Genomic DNA, 15776 nt, shown 5'->3' with positions numbered 1-15776 from the left:
GATCTGCGAAGCCCCTACGAATTGTCGCACGATTGCGCTACCCTAAGGTCAATCTGGGCGGCGGGACGGTCATCACGGCACGACCCGACGCCCGATGATTGGTCGAGCGGGAGCCCCGATGACCGCCCTAGACGCCATTGACGCCGATGCGAGGCGCCCGCCCTCGGGCACAGGCCGGATCGCCAAGCTGGCGGCGCCGCGCAGCGCCAGGATATTGAGGCGGAACCGCGTTCTCGAAGCGATCGGTCAAAAATCGCGTTCGAGCGTCTGCTGGGTGGCTGCGCCGGCCGGCTACGGCAAGACGACGGCGGTCATCGACTACCTCGAAAGCGTCGCGGCATCGCATGTGTGGTTCCGCATCGACGAGGGCGACCAGGATATCGCGCGCTTCTTTCAATATCTGGCGCAGTCACTCGCCTCACCCGCGGTTGGAGACATGCCGGTGTTCGGCGTCGAGTATGCCGAGCAGCCGAAGGAATTCGCCAGGCGCTTCTTCAGAGCCTACTTCGCGCGGTTGAAGCCCGGCACCATTCTGGTCCTCGACGATTTGCAGGACGCCGACACGCCCGAATTCCGGGCGGTGCTTTCGGTGATGTTCCGTGAACTTCCTGACACGGTCCGCTGCATCTGCGTCTCGCGCACGCTGCCTCAGGAGGAACTGGGCGACCTCGTTCTCAAGGGCCAGATGGCCATCGTAGACAGGTTGGCGCTCGAATTCTCAACAGCGGAAGCGCGCGATTTCGTCAAGCTGCGGTCGAGGAACGGCGCCGTTCCAGTCGATGTCGAAGCGGCGCGCGGCTGGGCGATCGGGCTGGTTCTCCTCGCCGATCACGGCTCGGCGGTCGGCCCTGATGACACGACCGGGACAGCACCCGGCGGGCAGAATGCCCTGTCGGACGTTCTCGGCCGCCATTTCTTCCTTTCCCTTCCCGCCGCCGACCAGGACATGCTGCTGAAACTCAATCTGCTGCCCGAAATCAGCGCCGAACTGGCGGACGTGATGATCGGGTCGAGCGAAGCGGGCAAGCTGCTCGACAGGCTCTACAGGCGGCAGTTGCTGGTCACGCGAACGGAAAACAGCCGCGACGTTTTCCACCTGCACGACCTCTTGCGGGATTTCCTCGACCGACGCTTCGCGCAGCGGGTGACGGCAGAAGAGCAGAAGTCGCTCAAACAAAGGGCGGCGAAGGTGCTCGCCGACGCCGGTCGTCATGACGAAGCCATACACCTCGCCTTGCAGGCAGAGGATTGGGACCAGGCGAGCGGGCTCATGCTGAGCCGGGCGGAGACCGTGCTGGCGCAGGGACATCGAACGACCTTCATCGAATGGGCCGGCCGGTTGCCGGAAGCGTTCATGAACGGCTGGCATTTCTATTGGCTGGGCGTGGCCCACATGCCGAACGACGCCGCGGCAGAGCACTGGCTGTCGAAGGCATGGCATGCCTTTGGCGCGGCCGACGATCTGCGCGGTCTGTGTCTTGCGGTGTCGCGCGCGGTTCTGGTCAAGACGGACAGTTGGCGCACCTATGAGGGTCTTTCGGCCTGGACCCGCCGGGCGTTCGAGATCATCGAGCGCGGCCTGCCGGAACTGCCTTCCGAGGAAGCGATGCTGGTGCGCATCGGCATGGTGCGGGCGCTGAACTTCGGCGACGACTACTACCGCAACAGCCCGGCCGGGCAAGCGCTGGAAACCGAACTGCTGGAGCGGCTGACCCGGAATCCCGAGCACGACCCAAGCGGATTGCGTCTGCTTGCCAGCGAAACGCTGATCGAGCATTCGGTATCGGTCATGCGGGCCGATCTGTTCACCAAGGCCGTCGACAGCGTTGTCGAGGATTTGAGCGACAAGGAGGTGCTGCCTTGGGTGCTCGGCATGTGGCTGGTTGAGTTTGGCGCCAAGAGTGGCCGTTACTTCCCGTATAAGAGACGGGGTTTTCCCTACCCGTCGGCCGAAGCGGCGTTGCGGGAGGCGATCGCCATCGGTGAGCGCGAGTCGCTCAAGGGTGTGGAGTTCGGTGGCCTGTATCATCTTCAGATGCAGATGAAGTTCCGCAACGACTTTGCCGAGCTCGATCAGGTGGTCGAGCGCCTGGCCGAGATCGCCGACAGCCGTTTCAGCACACAGGTCGCCATCGTCGCCAATTGCTGTGCCGCGCTTCATGCCAGGCAAGGCGATTTCGCGGCAGCCTATGAGGATTGCGAGCGCTTCATGGCGGCGAGCGAGGCCGCCAACGAGCCCATGGTCGAGCGCTGGGCCCACTGCATCACGAAGTTCCAGGTGCTGCTGGCGGACAGGAAGCCTCGCGAAGCCGCTGCGCTTCTCAGCGACCTGCTGCCGCGGCTGGATGGCGGCGCTCGCAAACGGACCGAGATATGCATTCTTGCAGCGGCCGCGCTGGAGAGCCTGTGGGACCAGGGTCCACGCTACGGCGATCGGCTGAAGGTCTTCATGGAGGCGCTGCGCGACGTCAGCTGGCCAATGGTACTCCTCAACGTTCCGGAATTGCTCGCCGATCTGCTTGGCGATGCGCTTGAGCGCGGCATCGAGCCCAAGCTTTGCCGGTCGCTTATCCGGGAACGCCGATTGGACGCGCCGCAACGGCGGCCCACGGCCTGGCCATGGCCGCTCAAGGTCCACGTCCTCGGAGGCTTTCGGCTCGAACTCGATGGAAACCCTCTTAATCTCGGCGCCAAGCCACCGACGAAGGCTCTCGACATCCTGCGGGTACTGGCGATCTCGAAAGACAACACCTGCTCGCTGGAGACCGTTCAGGACTGGCTGTGGCCCGACCTCGACGGTGACCAGGCGCGGGCGGCATGCGAGCAGGCGCTGCATCGGCTGCGCAAGCTGCTCGGGCGGACCGACCTCATCGTTCAGCGCGAAGGCAAGCTTCGCCTCGCGTCGGACAAGGTCTGGGTCGACCTCGCCGACTGGGATGCACGGCTCAAATCCGTGACGACAGCCAATGGCGAGGCAGCCGGGCTGCGACCGGAAGCGGAAGCGCTCTTCCTCGCATTCCCCGGTCCGCTGTTTCTGCACGAGCGAGCCAGCTTCTGGTCGTTCGCCGCCGCTGAAAAAGTGCGTCGCGATCTGGTCGATCTTGGATTGCGGATCGGCCAGCGGCTGGAGACATCCGGCAACACCCAGGAAGCGCGCTCGATCTATTTGAGGGCGTTGGACCTCTATCCGGATGCCGGCCCCGTCTGCAAGGCGCTGATCAGGGAGCGGCTGTCGCGCGGTGATTTTGAAGGCGCGGTCGACGACTATGCACGCTACGAACGGGCGCTGCGCGCCGCCGGCGAAGCGGAACCCGCTGCGGACATACGCGCCTTGGTCGAACCCTATCTTGTGCGGCACACGCGCTGAAGCGCCGTGTCATGCGCTGCCTGGCGAAACACCGGGCTATCGTCGGTCTGGCAGCCCCCTCAATCTCCGAGCAGGGTGTTTGCTAAGGGCTGCCAGGTTCAGAACGAGGCCAGCGATCGCGTCCATCCTCTCGCTGCGCGTCAGCCCGGCCTGGATAGCACGAGGTGATGGAGCCGAGGGAAATGACAGGTCGCGAGGCAGGACAGCGCTGTCATGCATAACAATGACTTAAAGCGCCTCGCATGAATCCATTCAGCCGCGACGCGCTTTCGACTGCGGCACACGGATCGTTTTGTTCAGCCAGGTCGTGCTGCACGCACCCAATCGAGTCGTGCGGCGGGGACAAGGCCGTAATTGTAAAAATTGATACCGTCGACGTCCGGCGCCAGCGCCGGCTTCACCTTGGCGGCGAGAATTTCAGGGCCTGCCATTTCCGGATAAAAGAGCCGGTAGCCGGCGCCGAGGAATTTCTCTGCCCCGAGCGCGGTGCGGCCAGCCGCCATAAGGCCCGTCACGTCGCCGGCCTGCATGTCGTAGGCACAAAGGATCGCCCCGTCGCAAACCTTGCCGAGCGCTGCCAGATCGCAGCCGCCGAGCCAGCCGTCTCGCAGGTCGATGACGAGGACACGGGTCCCCGGATCGGCAACCTCGCGCAGTTCGGCGACAAGACTGGTCACCGGCTCGAACCGCCACAACAGATAGGCGTGGAGATGCGGCCAGGGCAAAAAGGTGTCGAGGCCACTTGCGGGAAACTCTGGAAAGCGCCGTTCAGGCACCGCGCGCTCGCACGCCTCGGCAATCCACTGCTTGACGAGGTCACGCGCCGCCTGGCCTTCGATACCGGCACAAGCGGCGCGGGCGAGGCAGGACGGACAGAAGCACAGCGACAGAAGAAAGTCGTCTTCCGGCGTCAGCCCGACACCATCCTTCTCATGATGGTATTCATGGGCAAAGCCCATGAAGGACGGGCTTTCAAGTTCGATTCTGTCCGGCTTATAAGTGTGCGTAACGTCGGCCACGAGCGCGCGGACATAAGCGCGCGCATCCGGATGCGACGGGCACAGATTGTAATAATTGGGATCGCCAAAGGCGTTGCGGGTGACGGCCTGCGGATAAAGCATGCCGAGGCGGGTATTGTGCAGGCAGACCGTCCAGCACGACACCTGGAGGCCGCCTGCCTCGCGCCGTTGGATAAGTTCGGCCAGAACGTCGCCACCTTCCGTGATCATTTCGGCCACCTTCGGCTGGATCACGAGATCGGCCCATCGGGCGGCGGTTGGCTTGAAGTAGATCGTGCCGTCCTCCGGGAAATAGGCTTTGCGGCGTGGGCTGCGCGGCTGCAGGAAGCGACCGGCATGATAGGAGGTCGCGAGACTGATCATGTTGAGCCTGGCGCGCTCGACGAGATCGCGTTCGACTGTCTCCAAGCCCAGATCCTGGACATCCCAGGGGTAGGTCCACATCGAAAGCTGCATGAAATATCCTCAGTTTTCTGCAATGGCGCCGTGAGCAAACGCCGGTTGGTTTCCCTGTCAGCCTTCCACCGGTTCGGCGATCTGCAAAAGGCAATCTCCTGCCTCGCACATCGTGTGCAGCCGGCGCGAAAGTACGATACCGCTTTCGGCGAAATGCAGGGCCTCCTCGGCGAGATCGAGCCGCTCGAGGTCGTGATACCAGCCGGCCAATTGTCCGGCGCTCACGCCGTCGCCGAGCCTGACGGCGGGTTCGAACCAGCCGCGGCGGGTGGCGTACAGGCCCTGACCGTGCCGGGAAAGCGAGAGCAGTCGCGTCGGCGTCGAAGGCTTTGACTCCGGCGAAAGAACCGGCGCCTCGACCACGCCGACGGCGACCATCAGATTGTCGATCGCGCGAGCGGTAATCGCCATCGTATCGACTGTTGCGGTGCCGCCGCCGCCGAACTCGCCGCTGACGCCAATGGCACCGGCCCGGCGGGCTGCGCCCAGCGAGGTCGGCGAGGCCTGACCATTGTCGGCCACGAACCCATACGGCATGCCGAGCGTCCGCATCAGCTCCACCCCGCGCCTGTGGCGGTCGGGATCGCTATTGCGCTCGACGAGCGCCGTGGGAAGATGCTCCATCGAGGTGCCGCCCGAATGAATATCGAAGATGACGTCGTGGCGGGGAAACAGTTCCGTCTCCAGGAAATTGGCAAGCCGGCTTGTCGGCGCGCCCGACGGATCGCCGGGAAAGGCGCGGTTGAGATTGCCGCCATCGAGCGGCGAACAGCGTTTGGCGGCCATGACCGCCGGTGCGTTCGCCATCGGCAGGACGGTGACGCGGCCCTTGAGCCGCTTGGGATCGAGCCGGCGGATCAGCTTTGCCAGCGACAGCTCGCCCTCATATTCGTCACCGTGATTGCCGGCCATCAGAAGCAGCGACGGGCCTTCACCGTTGCGTATGAGGCAGATCGGGACCTTGACCTGGAAATAGGGCGAACGGTCTATCGAGAACGGAATGCTGAGATAACCTGATGTCTTGCCGTCCCGGTCGAAGTCGAGCGTATGGGTGAGGCCGGTGTGCATGGCGGCAACTCAGGCGGCGGCGATCGCGGTGACCTCGATGCGGAGGTCGGGATCGGCGAGACGCGCCTCGACGCAGGCCCGCGCCGGCAGGCGTTGAGGATCCACCCAGGCATCGTAGACGCTGTTCATAGCGTCGAAGTCGCCGATCTGCGGCAGGAAGACGTTGACCGCCACAAGCTTTGACTTGCTGCTGCCGGCCTCGACCAAAAGCGCCTCGATCTTTGAGAGCACATCGCTGGTCTGGTCTTCGATGCCGGCCTTGCGATTGTCGGCTACCTGGCCTGCGATGTGGACGAGGCCGCCATAGACGACCGCCTGCGACATGCGGGAGCCGGACTGGAAATACTTGATCATATCGGATCCTTTCGAGGTTTCTTTGGGGCCGCCGCAAGCTCCGGTCAGCCGAAATAGGTGGGAAAGGCGTGGCGGACATGCCCGGCCGCGTCGACGCCGAAGATCACGCGATAGCGATCGAGGCAGGTGCAGGGATGGGAGATGCCGAATTCAACGACGTCGCCAACGGCAATGTCGTCGCCCGGCGCGATTGTCAGGAAGGCGTGCTGGTCGTTGAGCTTGAAGACCTCGGCGCGTGGTATCGGCAGCGGCTTCCCGGCCCGGAAGACCGCGAGCACCATCGGAAAGCCCTGATCGAACGACACGTCGCGCATGCCCATGCCGCATATCGCAAGGCCGGCCTCCGGCCGCGACAGCACCTCGGCCCACAGGCGCAAAGCCGGACGAAACGAATTTCGTGCGGAAGCACCGACGCCGCCGACCGCAAAACCCTTGCGGGCATCGAGTGCAACAAGCGAGCGGTCATAGATGCCATGGTCGTGGAAGAAGATGGCGCCGCTGCGCAACACCAGCGTCGCATTGCTGTCCCTGGAAACGGTGGGCGAAAGTGCTGCGACCACTTTGTCGAAGAACACAGAGCCGCCGGCCGTGACGACCAGCGGCACGTCGCCGCCGACGCGGGCGCGCAGCCGCAGGAACATGTCGGCGGTCATCGCCAGCAGAGCCGAGATCGCCGCATCAGTGCGGCCAGGATCGGGTTGCGCCGCGGCACCTTCGTAGGCTGCGACGCCGGCGATCAGCAGCCGTCCGCCGGCCGCATCAACTGCATCGGCGATCGCCTCGGCTTGCGTCGTGGTCCGCGCGCCTGCCCTCCCCGCACCGAGGTCGACGATCACGCGCAACGGCGGCAGCGTCGCATTGGCCCGCCAGGCTTCGGCAAGCGCATTCACGGCGGCGATCGAGTCGGCGAAGACGAAGAGCTCGACGCCTGGCCAGGCGCCAACCAGCGCCGCGAGCCGGTTCGCACCGCCTGATCCACCAACCTCGTTGGCGATGATCAGCCGTGTGAGGCCGGCCCTGAGCATCACTGCGGCCTGCCTAATATCCGCGACGGTCGTGCTCCATGCTCCGGCTTCTACCAACGATCGAGCAAGGTCTGGCGCCATCGGGGTTTTGGCATGCGGCGCGATCATGGCGCCCTGTTCGCGCGCGTAGCGCAGAAACAGATCACTATTGGCGATGAAGGCCTCCTCGTCGAGGGTCAACACCGGCAACGACATGCGCCCGTCAGCCGGATGCCAGCGCTCAGATGCGACAAGGCTGCTGTCCAGCCCGAAGGTGCCGGGCGGCACGCCGCGGATGCGATCGTCGAGCAGGAAATTTTCAGGGGTCGCGAGCGACAGTACGGGTGAGTTTTCGGTCATCCGATGCTAGTCCTTTCGCCTTCGCAGGATGAAGTCCGGTTCGATTTCCGATGCCGGCCACAGCATGAGAGAGATGCGTGCCAAAGCCTTACTCCGGACCGATCATCGATGCCCACCATCATCTTTGGGATCTCGGCCTCGGCCGCCATCCCTGGCTCGCCACAACGGCTGGCGAACGCGGCGGCCTGGGCGAGCTGGGCCCCTTGCGGCGAAACTATCTTCCTGAGGACTATTTGCGCGACGCCAGCCGGCACAATGTCGTCGCCGCCGTCCATGTCGAGGCCGGTTGGGCCGGGGATGACTGCGTCGGCGAAACGCGATGGCTTGAAACGCTCGACAAGTCGCGGGGCGCGGCCGCCCGCTACGTCGTTCACGTCCCGCTGGCGAACCGCCAAGCGCCGGCGCTGGTCGAGGCGCAGGCGGCATTCGACCGTGTCGTCGGCGTGCGCGACATACTGAGCTGGGATCCCGATCCCGCCCGCCGTTTCGCTGCCCGTGATGACATCATGAACGATCCGGCCTGGCGCGCCGGCCTGGCGCTGCTTGCCGGCCACCGGCTGGTTTTCGACCTGATGGTGTTTCCGCGCCAGCTCGCCGGTGCAGCGCGCCTTGCAGCGGCCTATCCGAACCAGCAGTTCGTTCTCAACCACTGCGGCAGCCCGATCGATCGCGACGCCGACGGAATGCGGGCGTGGCGCGAAGGGGTTCGGCGTTTGTCCCAGTGTGACAACGTCGCCATCAAGATATCGGATCTGGTCGCCTACGATCATGACTGGACGCTCGACAGCCTGAAGCCGGTTGTCATGCATTGCATCGACTGTTTCGGCACGCGGCGAGCGATGTTCGGCAGTGACTTCCCGGTGGCCGGTCTGCACGCGTCGTTCGATGCAGTATATGACAGCTTCAAGGCCATTGCCGGGGAGCTTTCCGCAGACGAGCAGACGGCGCTGTTCTTCGGCAACGCAAGGCGCATCTACCGGCTTGACGATATGTCATCGGCGGGCCTGCTCCCTGCCTGAGAGAAGCAGCAGCCCCAGGATCAGCGAACCGAACAGGATGCTGCGCCAGCCCGGCGATGCGTTGACGACGGTTATGAGAGCCGTAATCGTGACCAGCAGGATGGCGCCGGGGATGGTGCCGGCATAGGTGCCGAGCCCGCCGAGGATCGAGGTGCCGCCGAGCACCACGGCCGCAATCGAGGCGAGCAGATAGGGATCGCCGATCCCGACATAGCCTTGCCCGTTCATGCCGAGCACCAGCACGCCCGCAAGCCCTGAATTGAAGCCGCTGATGCCGTAGACCGCCAGCGTCGTCGAGGTTACTGGAACCCCCGACAGTGCCGCGGCGAGCGGATTGGCGCCCATGGCGAAGAGCCGTGCGCCAAAGGATGTGGCATGCATTGCGGCCAGAACGATCACGGAGACGGCCACCCACAAGAGCACACCTGCGGGAATACCGGCCGGCCGCGCATTGCCGAGCCAGCGGACCAGCGGGTTTTCGGCGGTCACGGCGCTGCCGCCGGCGATGATGATCAGCAGACCCTGCAGGAATGTCGCCATGGCCAGGGTCATGATCATCGGATGGACGCGCAACAGCGCCACGCCCAGCCCGTTCACCAGACCGATTGTCGTCGTCAACGCAAGGACGGCAAGGACGGCGGTGAGCCCGGTCGGATCCCCCTGCCACGACAGCAGCGGCAGGCTGACGGCGCTCACTGTGACGATAGCCGCGACGGAAAGGTCGATGCCACCGGCAATCACCACGAAGGTCTGGCCCGCCGCAACCAGGCCAATTACCGCGGCCAGTTCGACCAGATAGCGCAAATGGCCATAGGCGCCGAAGCCACGCGAAACGAAGCTCGCGACGATCCACACCGCGGCAACGATGGCAACGGTGAGAAAAGGCCGGCTGCGCAGGATTGTCAGGGCGCGCCTGCCGCCTGCGCTCTCTTTCCATGCTGTCATTGCTGCACCTTGCGGAATTGCGGGGTGGCGACCGCCCCGATGATGATGAGGCCTTGTGCGACATACTGGGCGACCGGCGTGAAGCCGAGGAAGAACATCACACTGATCATCAGGCTGAGCAGCAGGCTGCCGGCAAGAGCGCCGCGCATCGTGCCTTGACCGCCGAGGAAGCCGATGCCGCCGAGCACGGCGGCGGCGATGGAATTCAGCGTGAAGGCCGTGCCGATGACCGGATCACCCGAACCCGTTTGCGCGGCAACGAACAGACCGGCGCCTGTGCAAAGCAGGCCACTGATCGCGTAAGCCGCTATCCGTGCGCCATCGACCGGCACGCCGGAGCGATAGGCGCCGACGGGATTCTCGCCGGCAGCATAGAGGCTCAAACCAAGCGGCGTGGCGAGATAGAGCTTCCACAGAAGGACTATGAGCATCAGCAGCACGAAGGCTGCGGGCGTGTTGCCGGCAAGCAGGTCCGACAGCCATTCCGGAATGGCGCCGCCGGGTCTCGGCAGGATGAGCAGCGCAGCACCGCCGATGATGAAGGAGCCGGCGAGCGTCACCACGATCGCCGGCAACCGAAGTTTCACGACAATGAACCCGGTTGCGGCACCGATGCCGACACCGGTCAGCGCCACCGCAGCGGCACCGCCGGCTACGCCCAGCGGCCCGGTCATCGTCGTCGCGGCGATCACCGCGCCCAGGCTGACCATTGCGCCGATCGCCAGGCTGATGCCACCAGTGAGCATGAGGATCGCCTGGGCCATGGCGACCAGCGCCAGCGGAAACCAGCTCTGGGTGAATTTGGCGAAGCCGGAAGCGGTCAAGAGGCCAGGAAAGAGGAAGCCATAGGCGACGAGGAACGCCATAACCACGGCGAACAGGCTGCGCACGCCGACATTGCGGCGCAGTTGAACCGGCCAGTAGAGAGCGCCGGCTTGCCCTGAGGGAGCCACCGTATTCACGCCGCCACCTTTCGCTGTTCGGCGCCCATCGCGGCGGAAACGATCGCTTCCTCGCTCAGCGCGCCGCGCTCGAGCATGGCAACGATGTGACCCTCCCGGACCACCGCGACGCGGTCGCAAAGGTGCACCAGTTCGGGTGTGTCGGAACTGAGCAGCACGACCGCCTTGCCGGCGGCGGCGAAGTTGCGAAGCATCATGTAGATTTCGCGCTTGGTCTCGACATCGACGCCGCGCGTCGGGTCATTGAGGAGAAGCACAAGCGGGTCGTGCGGCATCCATTTCGCCAGCGCGACCTTCTGCTGGTTGCCGCCCGAGAGGGCCTGCGCCGGCCGGTCGAGGTCGCCCTTGATACCAAGCTGGGCAGCGAGACCTCTTGCCGTCTCGCGCTCGGCACGGCGGCTGCGCAGCTTCAGCGCCGGCAGTCTTGCGAAAGCGGGCAGCATCATGTTGGTGATGATGGAATGGATCAGGTGCAGGCCCTCGCGCTTGCGGTCGGCCGGGACATAGGCGAGGCCAAGCGCGTTGGCTTTCGGCACACCGCTGGGCAAACCCGAAGCCCCCTTAACGATCGCGGATGCCGTCCTGGCCGGAATGGCACCGTAGAGGCCGAGCAACAAATCTTCCTGCCCTTGCCCGACCAGGCCTCCGATGCCAAGCACCTCACCCGTCCTGATGTCGAGATCGACGTCGCGCATCAGGCCGGCCGAAAAATTGCGAACCGAAATGGCGTTGGCAGCCGATGCCGAAGGCTGCCAATGCGGAAAGAGGTCGCCGGGGTCGCGCCCGACCATCAGCCGTACCAGTCCTCTGGCGTCGGTTCCTTCCAGGGTGCGGTCCGCCGTGCAGGTGCCGTCCTTCAGGACGGTGACGTGCTGGCACAGCGCCATGACTTCGTTCAGCCGGTGCGAAATGTAGAGAATGGCGATGCCCTCGCCGCGCAGCCTCTCCAACAGGTCCGTCAGGACTTTCGTTTCGGTTGCCGAAAGCGACGAAGTGGGTTCGTCGAGAATGAGCACGCGCGGCCGGCGGTAAAGCGCCTTGGCGATCTCCACCATCTGCCGGCGGCCAAGCGACAATTGTCCGACCGGCATCGAGAGCGGTTCGTGAAGTCCGACAAGATCGCATGCTGCCCTGGCCCGCACTGCGAGTTCGGGATAGTCGAGCAAACCGAACCGGCGCGGATAGGCGCCAAGGCCGATGTTCTCGGCGATGGAGAGGCTGGCCGTCAGGCTGAGTTCCTGCTGGACGACGGCAATCCCTGCCTGTTGCGCATAGGCAGGGCTCATGCGCGACACCGGGCGCCCATCGACCTCGATCGCCCCGCCGTCCGGGCGCAAGGCACCGGACAAAAGGTTGATCAGCGTCGACTTTCCGGCGCCGTTCTCGCCGAGCAGCGCATGCACGCGGCCCGGCTGGAGAGCGATGGAAACATCGCGCAGGACGGGATTGCCGAAGAAGGACTTCGACACCCCCCGCGCGGCAAGAAGCGGAGCCGTGGCCAGCACTTTCTGCGACCTTTCAGGCTTATTGCTCAGCCAGAAGTTTCTTGAACAACTCCTCGTCGTAGGGCGAATAGATATAGCCGTCGGCCGGAAAGTCGGCCGCCCGTGCGAGGTACTGATCGATATTGGAATTGTCGATCACCGGCAGCGGGATCTTGACAAAAGCCGGCACATCCTTGCCTTCCAGCGCCTGGACGGCGGTGTAGGTGGCGAAAGCGCCGAGCCAGTTCGGCTGCATGGTTGCCCAGCTCTTGAGGCCCTTTTCCTTCCAGAGTTCGAGGAATTGGCGGGCATTCTCGCCGGTGATCGGCACTTGTTCGCGGCCCTGCTTGTCGAGGGCGAGCACCGCGCCCGCCGACAAGGCGCCGCCGAGCGACAGTATCCCGTCGATCTCGGGATTGGCGAACAGCAGGCTGGTGACGGCTTCCTGTGCAGGCGCGACATTGTAGGGTGTATTGGTCTCGGCAAGGACCGTCACGTCAGGATGGGCCTTGAGCGCCGCGTCAGCGCCTTTGCGCCGATCGTCGCTGACCGAAACGCCGGCTGGGCCGTTGAGGATGAGGATCTTGCCCTTGCCGCCGATCGCGTCGATCAGGAACTTGGCCGCCTGATCGCCCCACTGGGCGGAATCGGTGTTGACCTTGGCGGTCACCTGGTCCGTGTCGACGAGGCTGTCGAAGTTGATGATGGCGATGCCCTTGGCGCAGGCATCCGCCAGCACACGCGCCGGCGCGGTCGACGAGCCGGCAATCAGGATGATGGCGTCAACGTCGGAATCGATCATCGACTGGATCTGCTGGATCTGGACGTTTGCGTCGCCCTGGGCGTCGGTTACGACAAGCTTGTCGACCAGCCCCTGCTTCTTCAGGGTCTCGACCTCGGCTTCGATCGTGCCCTGTGTCTGCTTCATCCAGGTCGGCACTGAATAAATGTTGGCCCAGCCGATCGTGTACGGCGCCTTGCGGTCGCCCTTGATGCATTTGGCGGCCGCATTGGCCTGCGAACCGGTGCCGAGGCTTAGTAGGAGACCGAGGCAAAGGGCGCTGGCGGATGCGAAAAACGATGATTTCGTCATGATTGTTCCCTTCTGAGGTTATGCCTGGACGTGCGGGGTCCGGACGAGAAAACCCGCCGGTTGCCGCATCCGGAAACCGCCTGTTTTTCTCGTCAGAACGTTCTGCGCCTGGCTCGTTATTGTCTGATATTTCAGACAATGGGTCTGTATATCAGACAAATGGGATGCTAGACTGAGCCTTGACATCTTTCAAGCGTCTTGAGACGAGGGCCGAATTGATTTTTACGCGGATGCGGCCGACATGAGCGATGGAGCTACTGGTCTGATCGAAACGGAAGCTGGCGCCGAGCCGCGCAATGGCGAACGCCGCCGCGGCATCGACCGCGTCATCATGCTGCTGGAAGCGCTTTTGCGGCACCGCGCGCCGATGCGCGTCGGCGACATCGCCAAGATGATCGGCGCACCGCGTTCGACCACTTACGAAATCGTCAACAGCCTGCTCGAAGCCGAAATGCTCGAAAACGTCGGGACGGAAGGCTACGTCTATTTCGGTCGGGCTATGCATCTGTTCGGCTGGGCCTACTCGCATCACAACGCCCACTACCGGCGCATTATCGAGACGCTGGACAAGATGGCGGCGGAAACCGGCGAGACCGTGCAGTTGTGCGGCCTGCGCGGGAACAAATACATCGTTCTCGATTGCCGTGATTCTTCCGGCCCGTTCCGGATTTCAAGCGATGTCGGGGTCGAGGTGCCGATCCCGTGGACGGCGTCCGGGCGGCTCCTGCTCGGCCATATGAGCGAGGAAGAGCTGAAGGACTTCATCCCGCCTGGCGACTACAAGCTGCCCGACGGCCGCGTCATTGCGCCAGCCGAATTCTTCAGCGATGTCGCCTTGGCCCGCCGGCAAGGTTTCAGCGAGACCGTCGCCCTCGCCGACCGCTTCACGTGGTGCATGGCCGCGCCCATCCGCGATAGCTACGGCGCCATCAACAAGACTCTTTGCTTCGTGTTGCCGGTCGACACACCGGAAGCGCGGCGCAGCGAATTGCTTGCCCTGCTGTGCGAACGCGCCCGTGGATTGTCGTTGGCGGGAAGCTAACGCATTTCGCCCAAAAGTGCGCAGCGGTTTTGGGATGACGACATGCATAAAAACAAAGAACTTAAAGCGCGTCGCGTGAATTCCTTATGACGCGCTTTTTGAAGAATCGGCTCTGGCGCCTTCGCCAAGGGAGCGCGGAAAAAAATGGCCGGGCTCGAATACGGCCCGGCCAAAAGAAGGTTTACACCTTCAGAGGGGAACACCGTTCAGCGGATGGGAGGAAACCGCCGAACGGTGTTACCTGTTTGAGCTTGTTTGAGCGGGTTGGCGACGAACAAAATTCCAAAAGCCGGCGGGACGACGAAAATTCCTGTTCTATGTGCTCTGACCACTTCAGACGGGTGACGCCCTTGTCTCAACCCTTGTCTCTGGCAGATCGGCATAGTGCCGGCGCGCCACGTCAGGATGCGAGCGCAGGCGACTTTTCAGCACGTTGGTGCCGACGTCGCGAAACAGCGGATTGTCCGGATCGCTCGCCGGTCCACGCGCCTCGGCAGCCAGTTCTTCAGGCAGGGTCAGCAGCGGGATCGTCGCATCGAGCCGGGCGCTGAAGAAAAACGGAACGGAAATCCGCTCGACACCGGCCGGCGGCGTCACGACACGGTGAACCGTTGCCCTGAGATAGCCGTTCGATGCCAGTTCGAGGAGTTCGCCGATGTTGAGCACCAGCGTTCCGGGGATCGGATCCACATTCACCCAGCTTCCGTCATATTCGACCTGCAGCCCCTTGTTGTCGTCCTGAAGCAGGAGCGTCAGGAAACCGCCGTCCTTGTGTGCGCCGACGCCCTGGTCGCCGCCGGTTGCGTCGCGTCCGGGATAGCGCACGATCTTCATGCGATGGTTGGGCTCACCGCTATAGATCGGATCGAAAGCATCCTCGGCCTGGTCGAGCGACAGCGCGAAGGCCTTCAGCAGGCGGACTGCCACCGCCGTCGCCCTGGTCTGCCATGCCAGCAGTGCCGGCTTGAGTTGCGGCAGGGCCGAAGGCCATTGGTTCGGCCCTTGCAGCCGCGTCCAGGCAGGAATGCCCGGCCCCTTTGGTATGGGTCGACGCTCGACGCCGATGTCGAGCTGTTCGCGCCAATCGGCCTTGCCCCTGGTCAGTTCGCCACCGGTGCGCGTGTAGCCGCGGAATTGCGGGGACTTGACCATTTCTATGGCCAGCTTGTCGGCTTCCGGCAAGGCAAAGAACCGCCGCGAGGCGTCGAGCACCTCGTCGATCTCCACAGCCGAAATTCCATGGCCGCTAAGATAGAAGAAGCCGACATCGCGGGCCGCCGTGCGCAGATCGAACAGAAAGGTCCGACGCTCCGACGCGCCCTGTTCGAGACGGCTGAGATCGAGCACGGGTACAATCCTGGCCATGGTCAACCTCCTCCTGCCTCAGGCTTGGATCAGGCTTTTACGGTGACACGCAGGTTGTTGCGATCAAAGCAACGCTCGATCCAATCTCGATGCCATTGGCGGAAAGTCAGCGCTGCGTTTGGCGGCCGGCAGGCAAATAACGTCCGAACGGCTGTTCCATGGCACACTCACGGCCAGGCGCTGCAATGTCATTGCATTAAGAGTTTTGCGGTCTCAGGTTCGCCCTCTCTTCATGAAT

Annotated in this window: 12 protein-coding genes; 3 read left to right on the top strand and 9 right to left on the bottom strand. The window is 63.8% G+C overall.

Annotation, left to right across the window (positions count from 1 at the left end):
* Positions 1-118: 118 nt before the first annotated feature.
* The gene (locus AC0L2R_RS27105) at positions 119-3367 is read left to right on the top strand and encodes a winged helix-turn-helix domain-containing protein (protein WP_473512554.1); all 3249 of its coding nucleotides are present in this window, start codon (positions 119-121) and stop codon (positions 3365-3367) included.
* A gap of 296 nt (positions 3368-3663) precedes the next feature.
* On the opposite strand, the gene AC0L2R_RS27100 is transcribed toward AC0L2R_RS27105, so the two are convergent.
* The 4 genes from AC0L2R_RS27100 to AC0L2R_RS27085 are packed head-to-tail and all read right to left on the bottom strand — an operon-like array spanning position 3664 to position 7628.
* Complete coding sequence (locus tag AC0L2R_RS27100; RefSeq protein WP_473512552.1) at positions 3664-4842, bottom strand: hypothetical protein; 1179 nt, start codon at positions 4840-4842, stop codon at positions 3664-3666.
* Positions 4843-4899: 57 nt separating this feature from the next.
* Entirely contained in the window at positions 4900-5910 is a 1011-nt protein-coding gene (locus tag AC0L2R_RS27095; protein ID WP_473512551.1) for a succinylglutamate desuccinylase/aspartoacylase family protein, read from the bottom strand.
* 9 nt (positions 5911-5919) lie between these two features.
* Positions 5920-6264: a RidA family protein gene (locus tag AC0L2R_RS27090; protein WP_473493134.1), complete on the bottom strand. Its 345-nt coding sequence runs from the start codon at positions 6262-6264 to the stop codon at positions 5920-5922.
* Positions 6265-6308: 44 nt separating this feature from the next.
* The gene (locus tag AC0L2R_RS27085; RefSeq protein WP_473512549.1) at positions 6309-7628 is read right to left on the bottom strand and encodes an alanine racemase; all 1320 of its coding nucleotides are present in this window, start codon (positions 7626-7628) and stop codon (positions 6309-6311) included.
* Between the two features lie 77 nt (positions 7629-7705).
* On the opposite strand from AC0L2R_RS27085, the gene AC0L2R_RS27080 reads away from it, so the two are divergent.
* Positions 7706-8647 (top strand): amidohydrolase family protein, encoded by a 942-nt coding sequence (locus AC0L2R_RS27080; protein ID WP_473512547.1) that lies wholly within the window; start codon positions 7706-7708, stop codon positions 8645-8647.
* On the opposite strand, the gene AC0L2R_RS27075 is transcribed toward AC0L2R_RS27080, so the two are convergent.
* From AC0L2R_RS27075 to AC0L2R_RS27060, 4 genes are read right to left on the bottom strand one after another with little or no spacing between them, the layout of a single operon-like run.
* Positions 8621-9592 carry an ABC transporter permease gene (locus AC0L2R_RS27075; RefSeq protein WP_208602530.1) on the bottom strand — a complete coding sequence of 324 codons (972 nt, stop codon included), beginning with the start codon at positions 9590-9592 and terminating at the stop codon, positions 8621-8623. The two genes, AC0L2R_RS27080 and AC0L2R_RS27075, sit on opposite strands and share 27 nt — an antisense overlap.
* Positions 9589-10545, bottom strand: coding sequence for an ABC transporter permease (locus AC0L2R_RS27070; RefSeq protein ID WP_473493159.1), 957 nt, complete (start codon positions 10543-10545; stop codon positions 9589-9591). Before AC0L2R_RS27070 ends, AC0L2R_RS27075 begins: the two co-directional genes overlap by 4 nt.
* Before the next feature lie 5 nt (positions 10546-10550).
* Complete coding sequence (locus tag AC0L2R_RS27065; RefSeq protein WP_473512545.1) at positions 10551-12059, bottom strand: sugar ABC transporter ATP-binding protein; 1509 nt, start codon at positions 12057-12059, stop codon at positions 10551-10553.
* A gap of 19 nt (positions 12060-12078) precedes the next feature.
* Entirely contained in the window at positions 12079-13131 is a 1053-nt protein-coding gene (locus tag AC0L2R_RS27060; RefSeq protein ID WP_473512543.1) for a substrate-binding domain-containing protein, read from the bottom strand.
* 241 nt (positions 13132-13372) lie between these two features.
* Here AC0L2R_RS27060 and AC0L2R_RS27055 point away from each other — a divergent pair, with 241 nt between their 5' ends.
* Positions 13373-14173 carry an IclR family transcriptional regulator gene (locus AC0L2R_RS27055; RefSeq protein ID WP_091597273.1) on the top strand — a complete coding sequence of 267 codons (801 nt, stop codon included), beginning with the start codon at positions 13373-13375 and terminating at the stop codon, positions 14171-14173.
* A 333-nt stretch (positions 14174-14506) separates the two neighbouring features.
* Here the strand turns inward: AC0L2R_RS27055 and AC0L2R_RS27050 are convergent, their stop codons facing one another.
* Positions 14507-15538 (bottom strand): isopenicillin N synthase family dioxygenase, encoded by a 1032-nt coding sequence (locus tag AC0L2R_RS27050; RefSeq protein ID WP_473512541.1) that lies wholly within the window; start codon positions 15536-15538, stop codon positions 14507-14509.
* Positions 15539-15776 lie beyond the last annotated feature (238 nt).

Source organism: Mesorhizobium sp. WSM4820 (assembly GCF_055811075.1).
The sequence above is the reverse complement of the archived record's forward strand: the minus strand, read 5'-3'. Positions and strand labels throughout refer to the sequence as shown.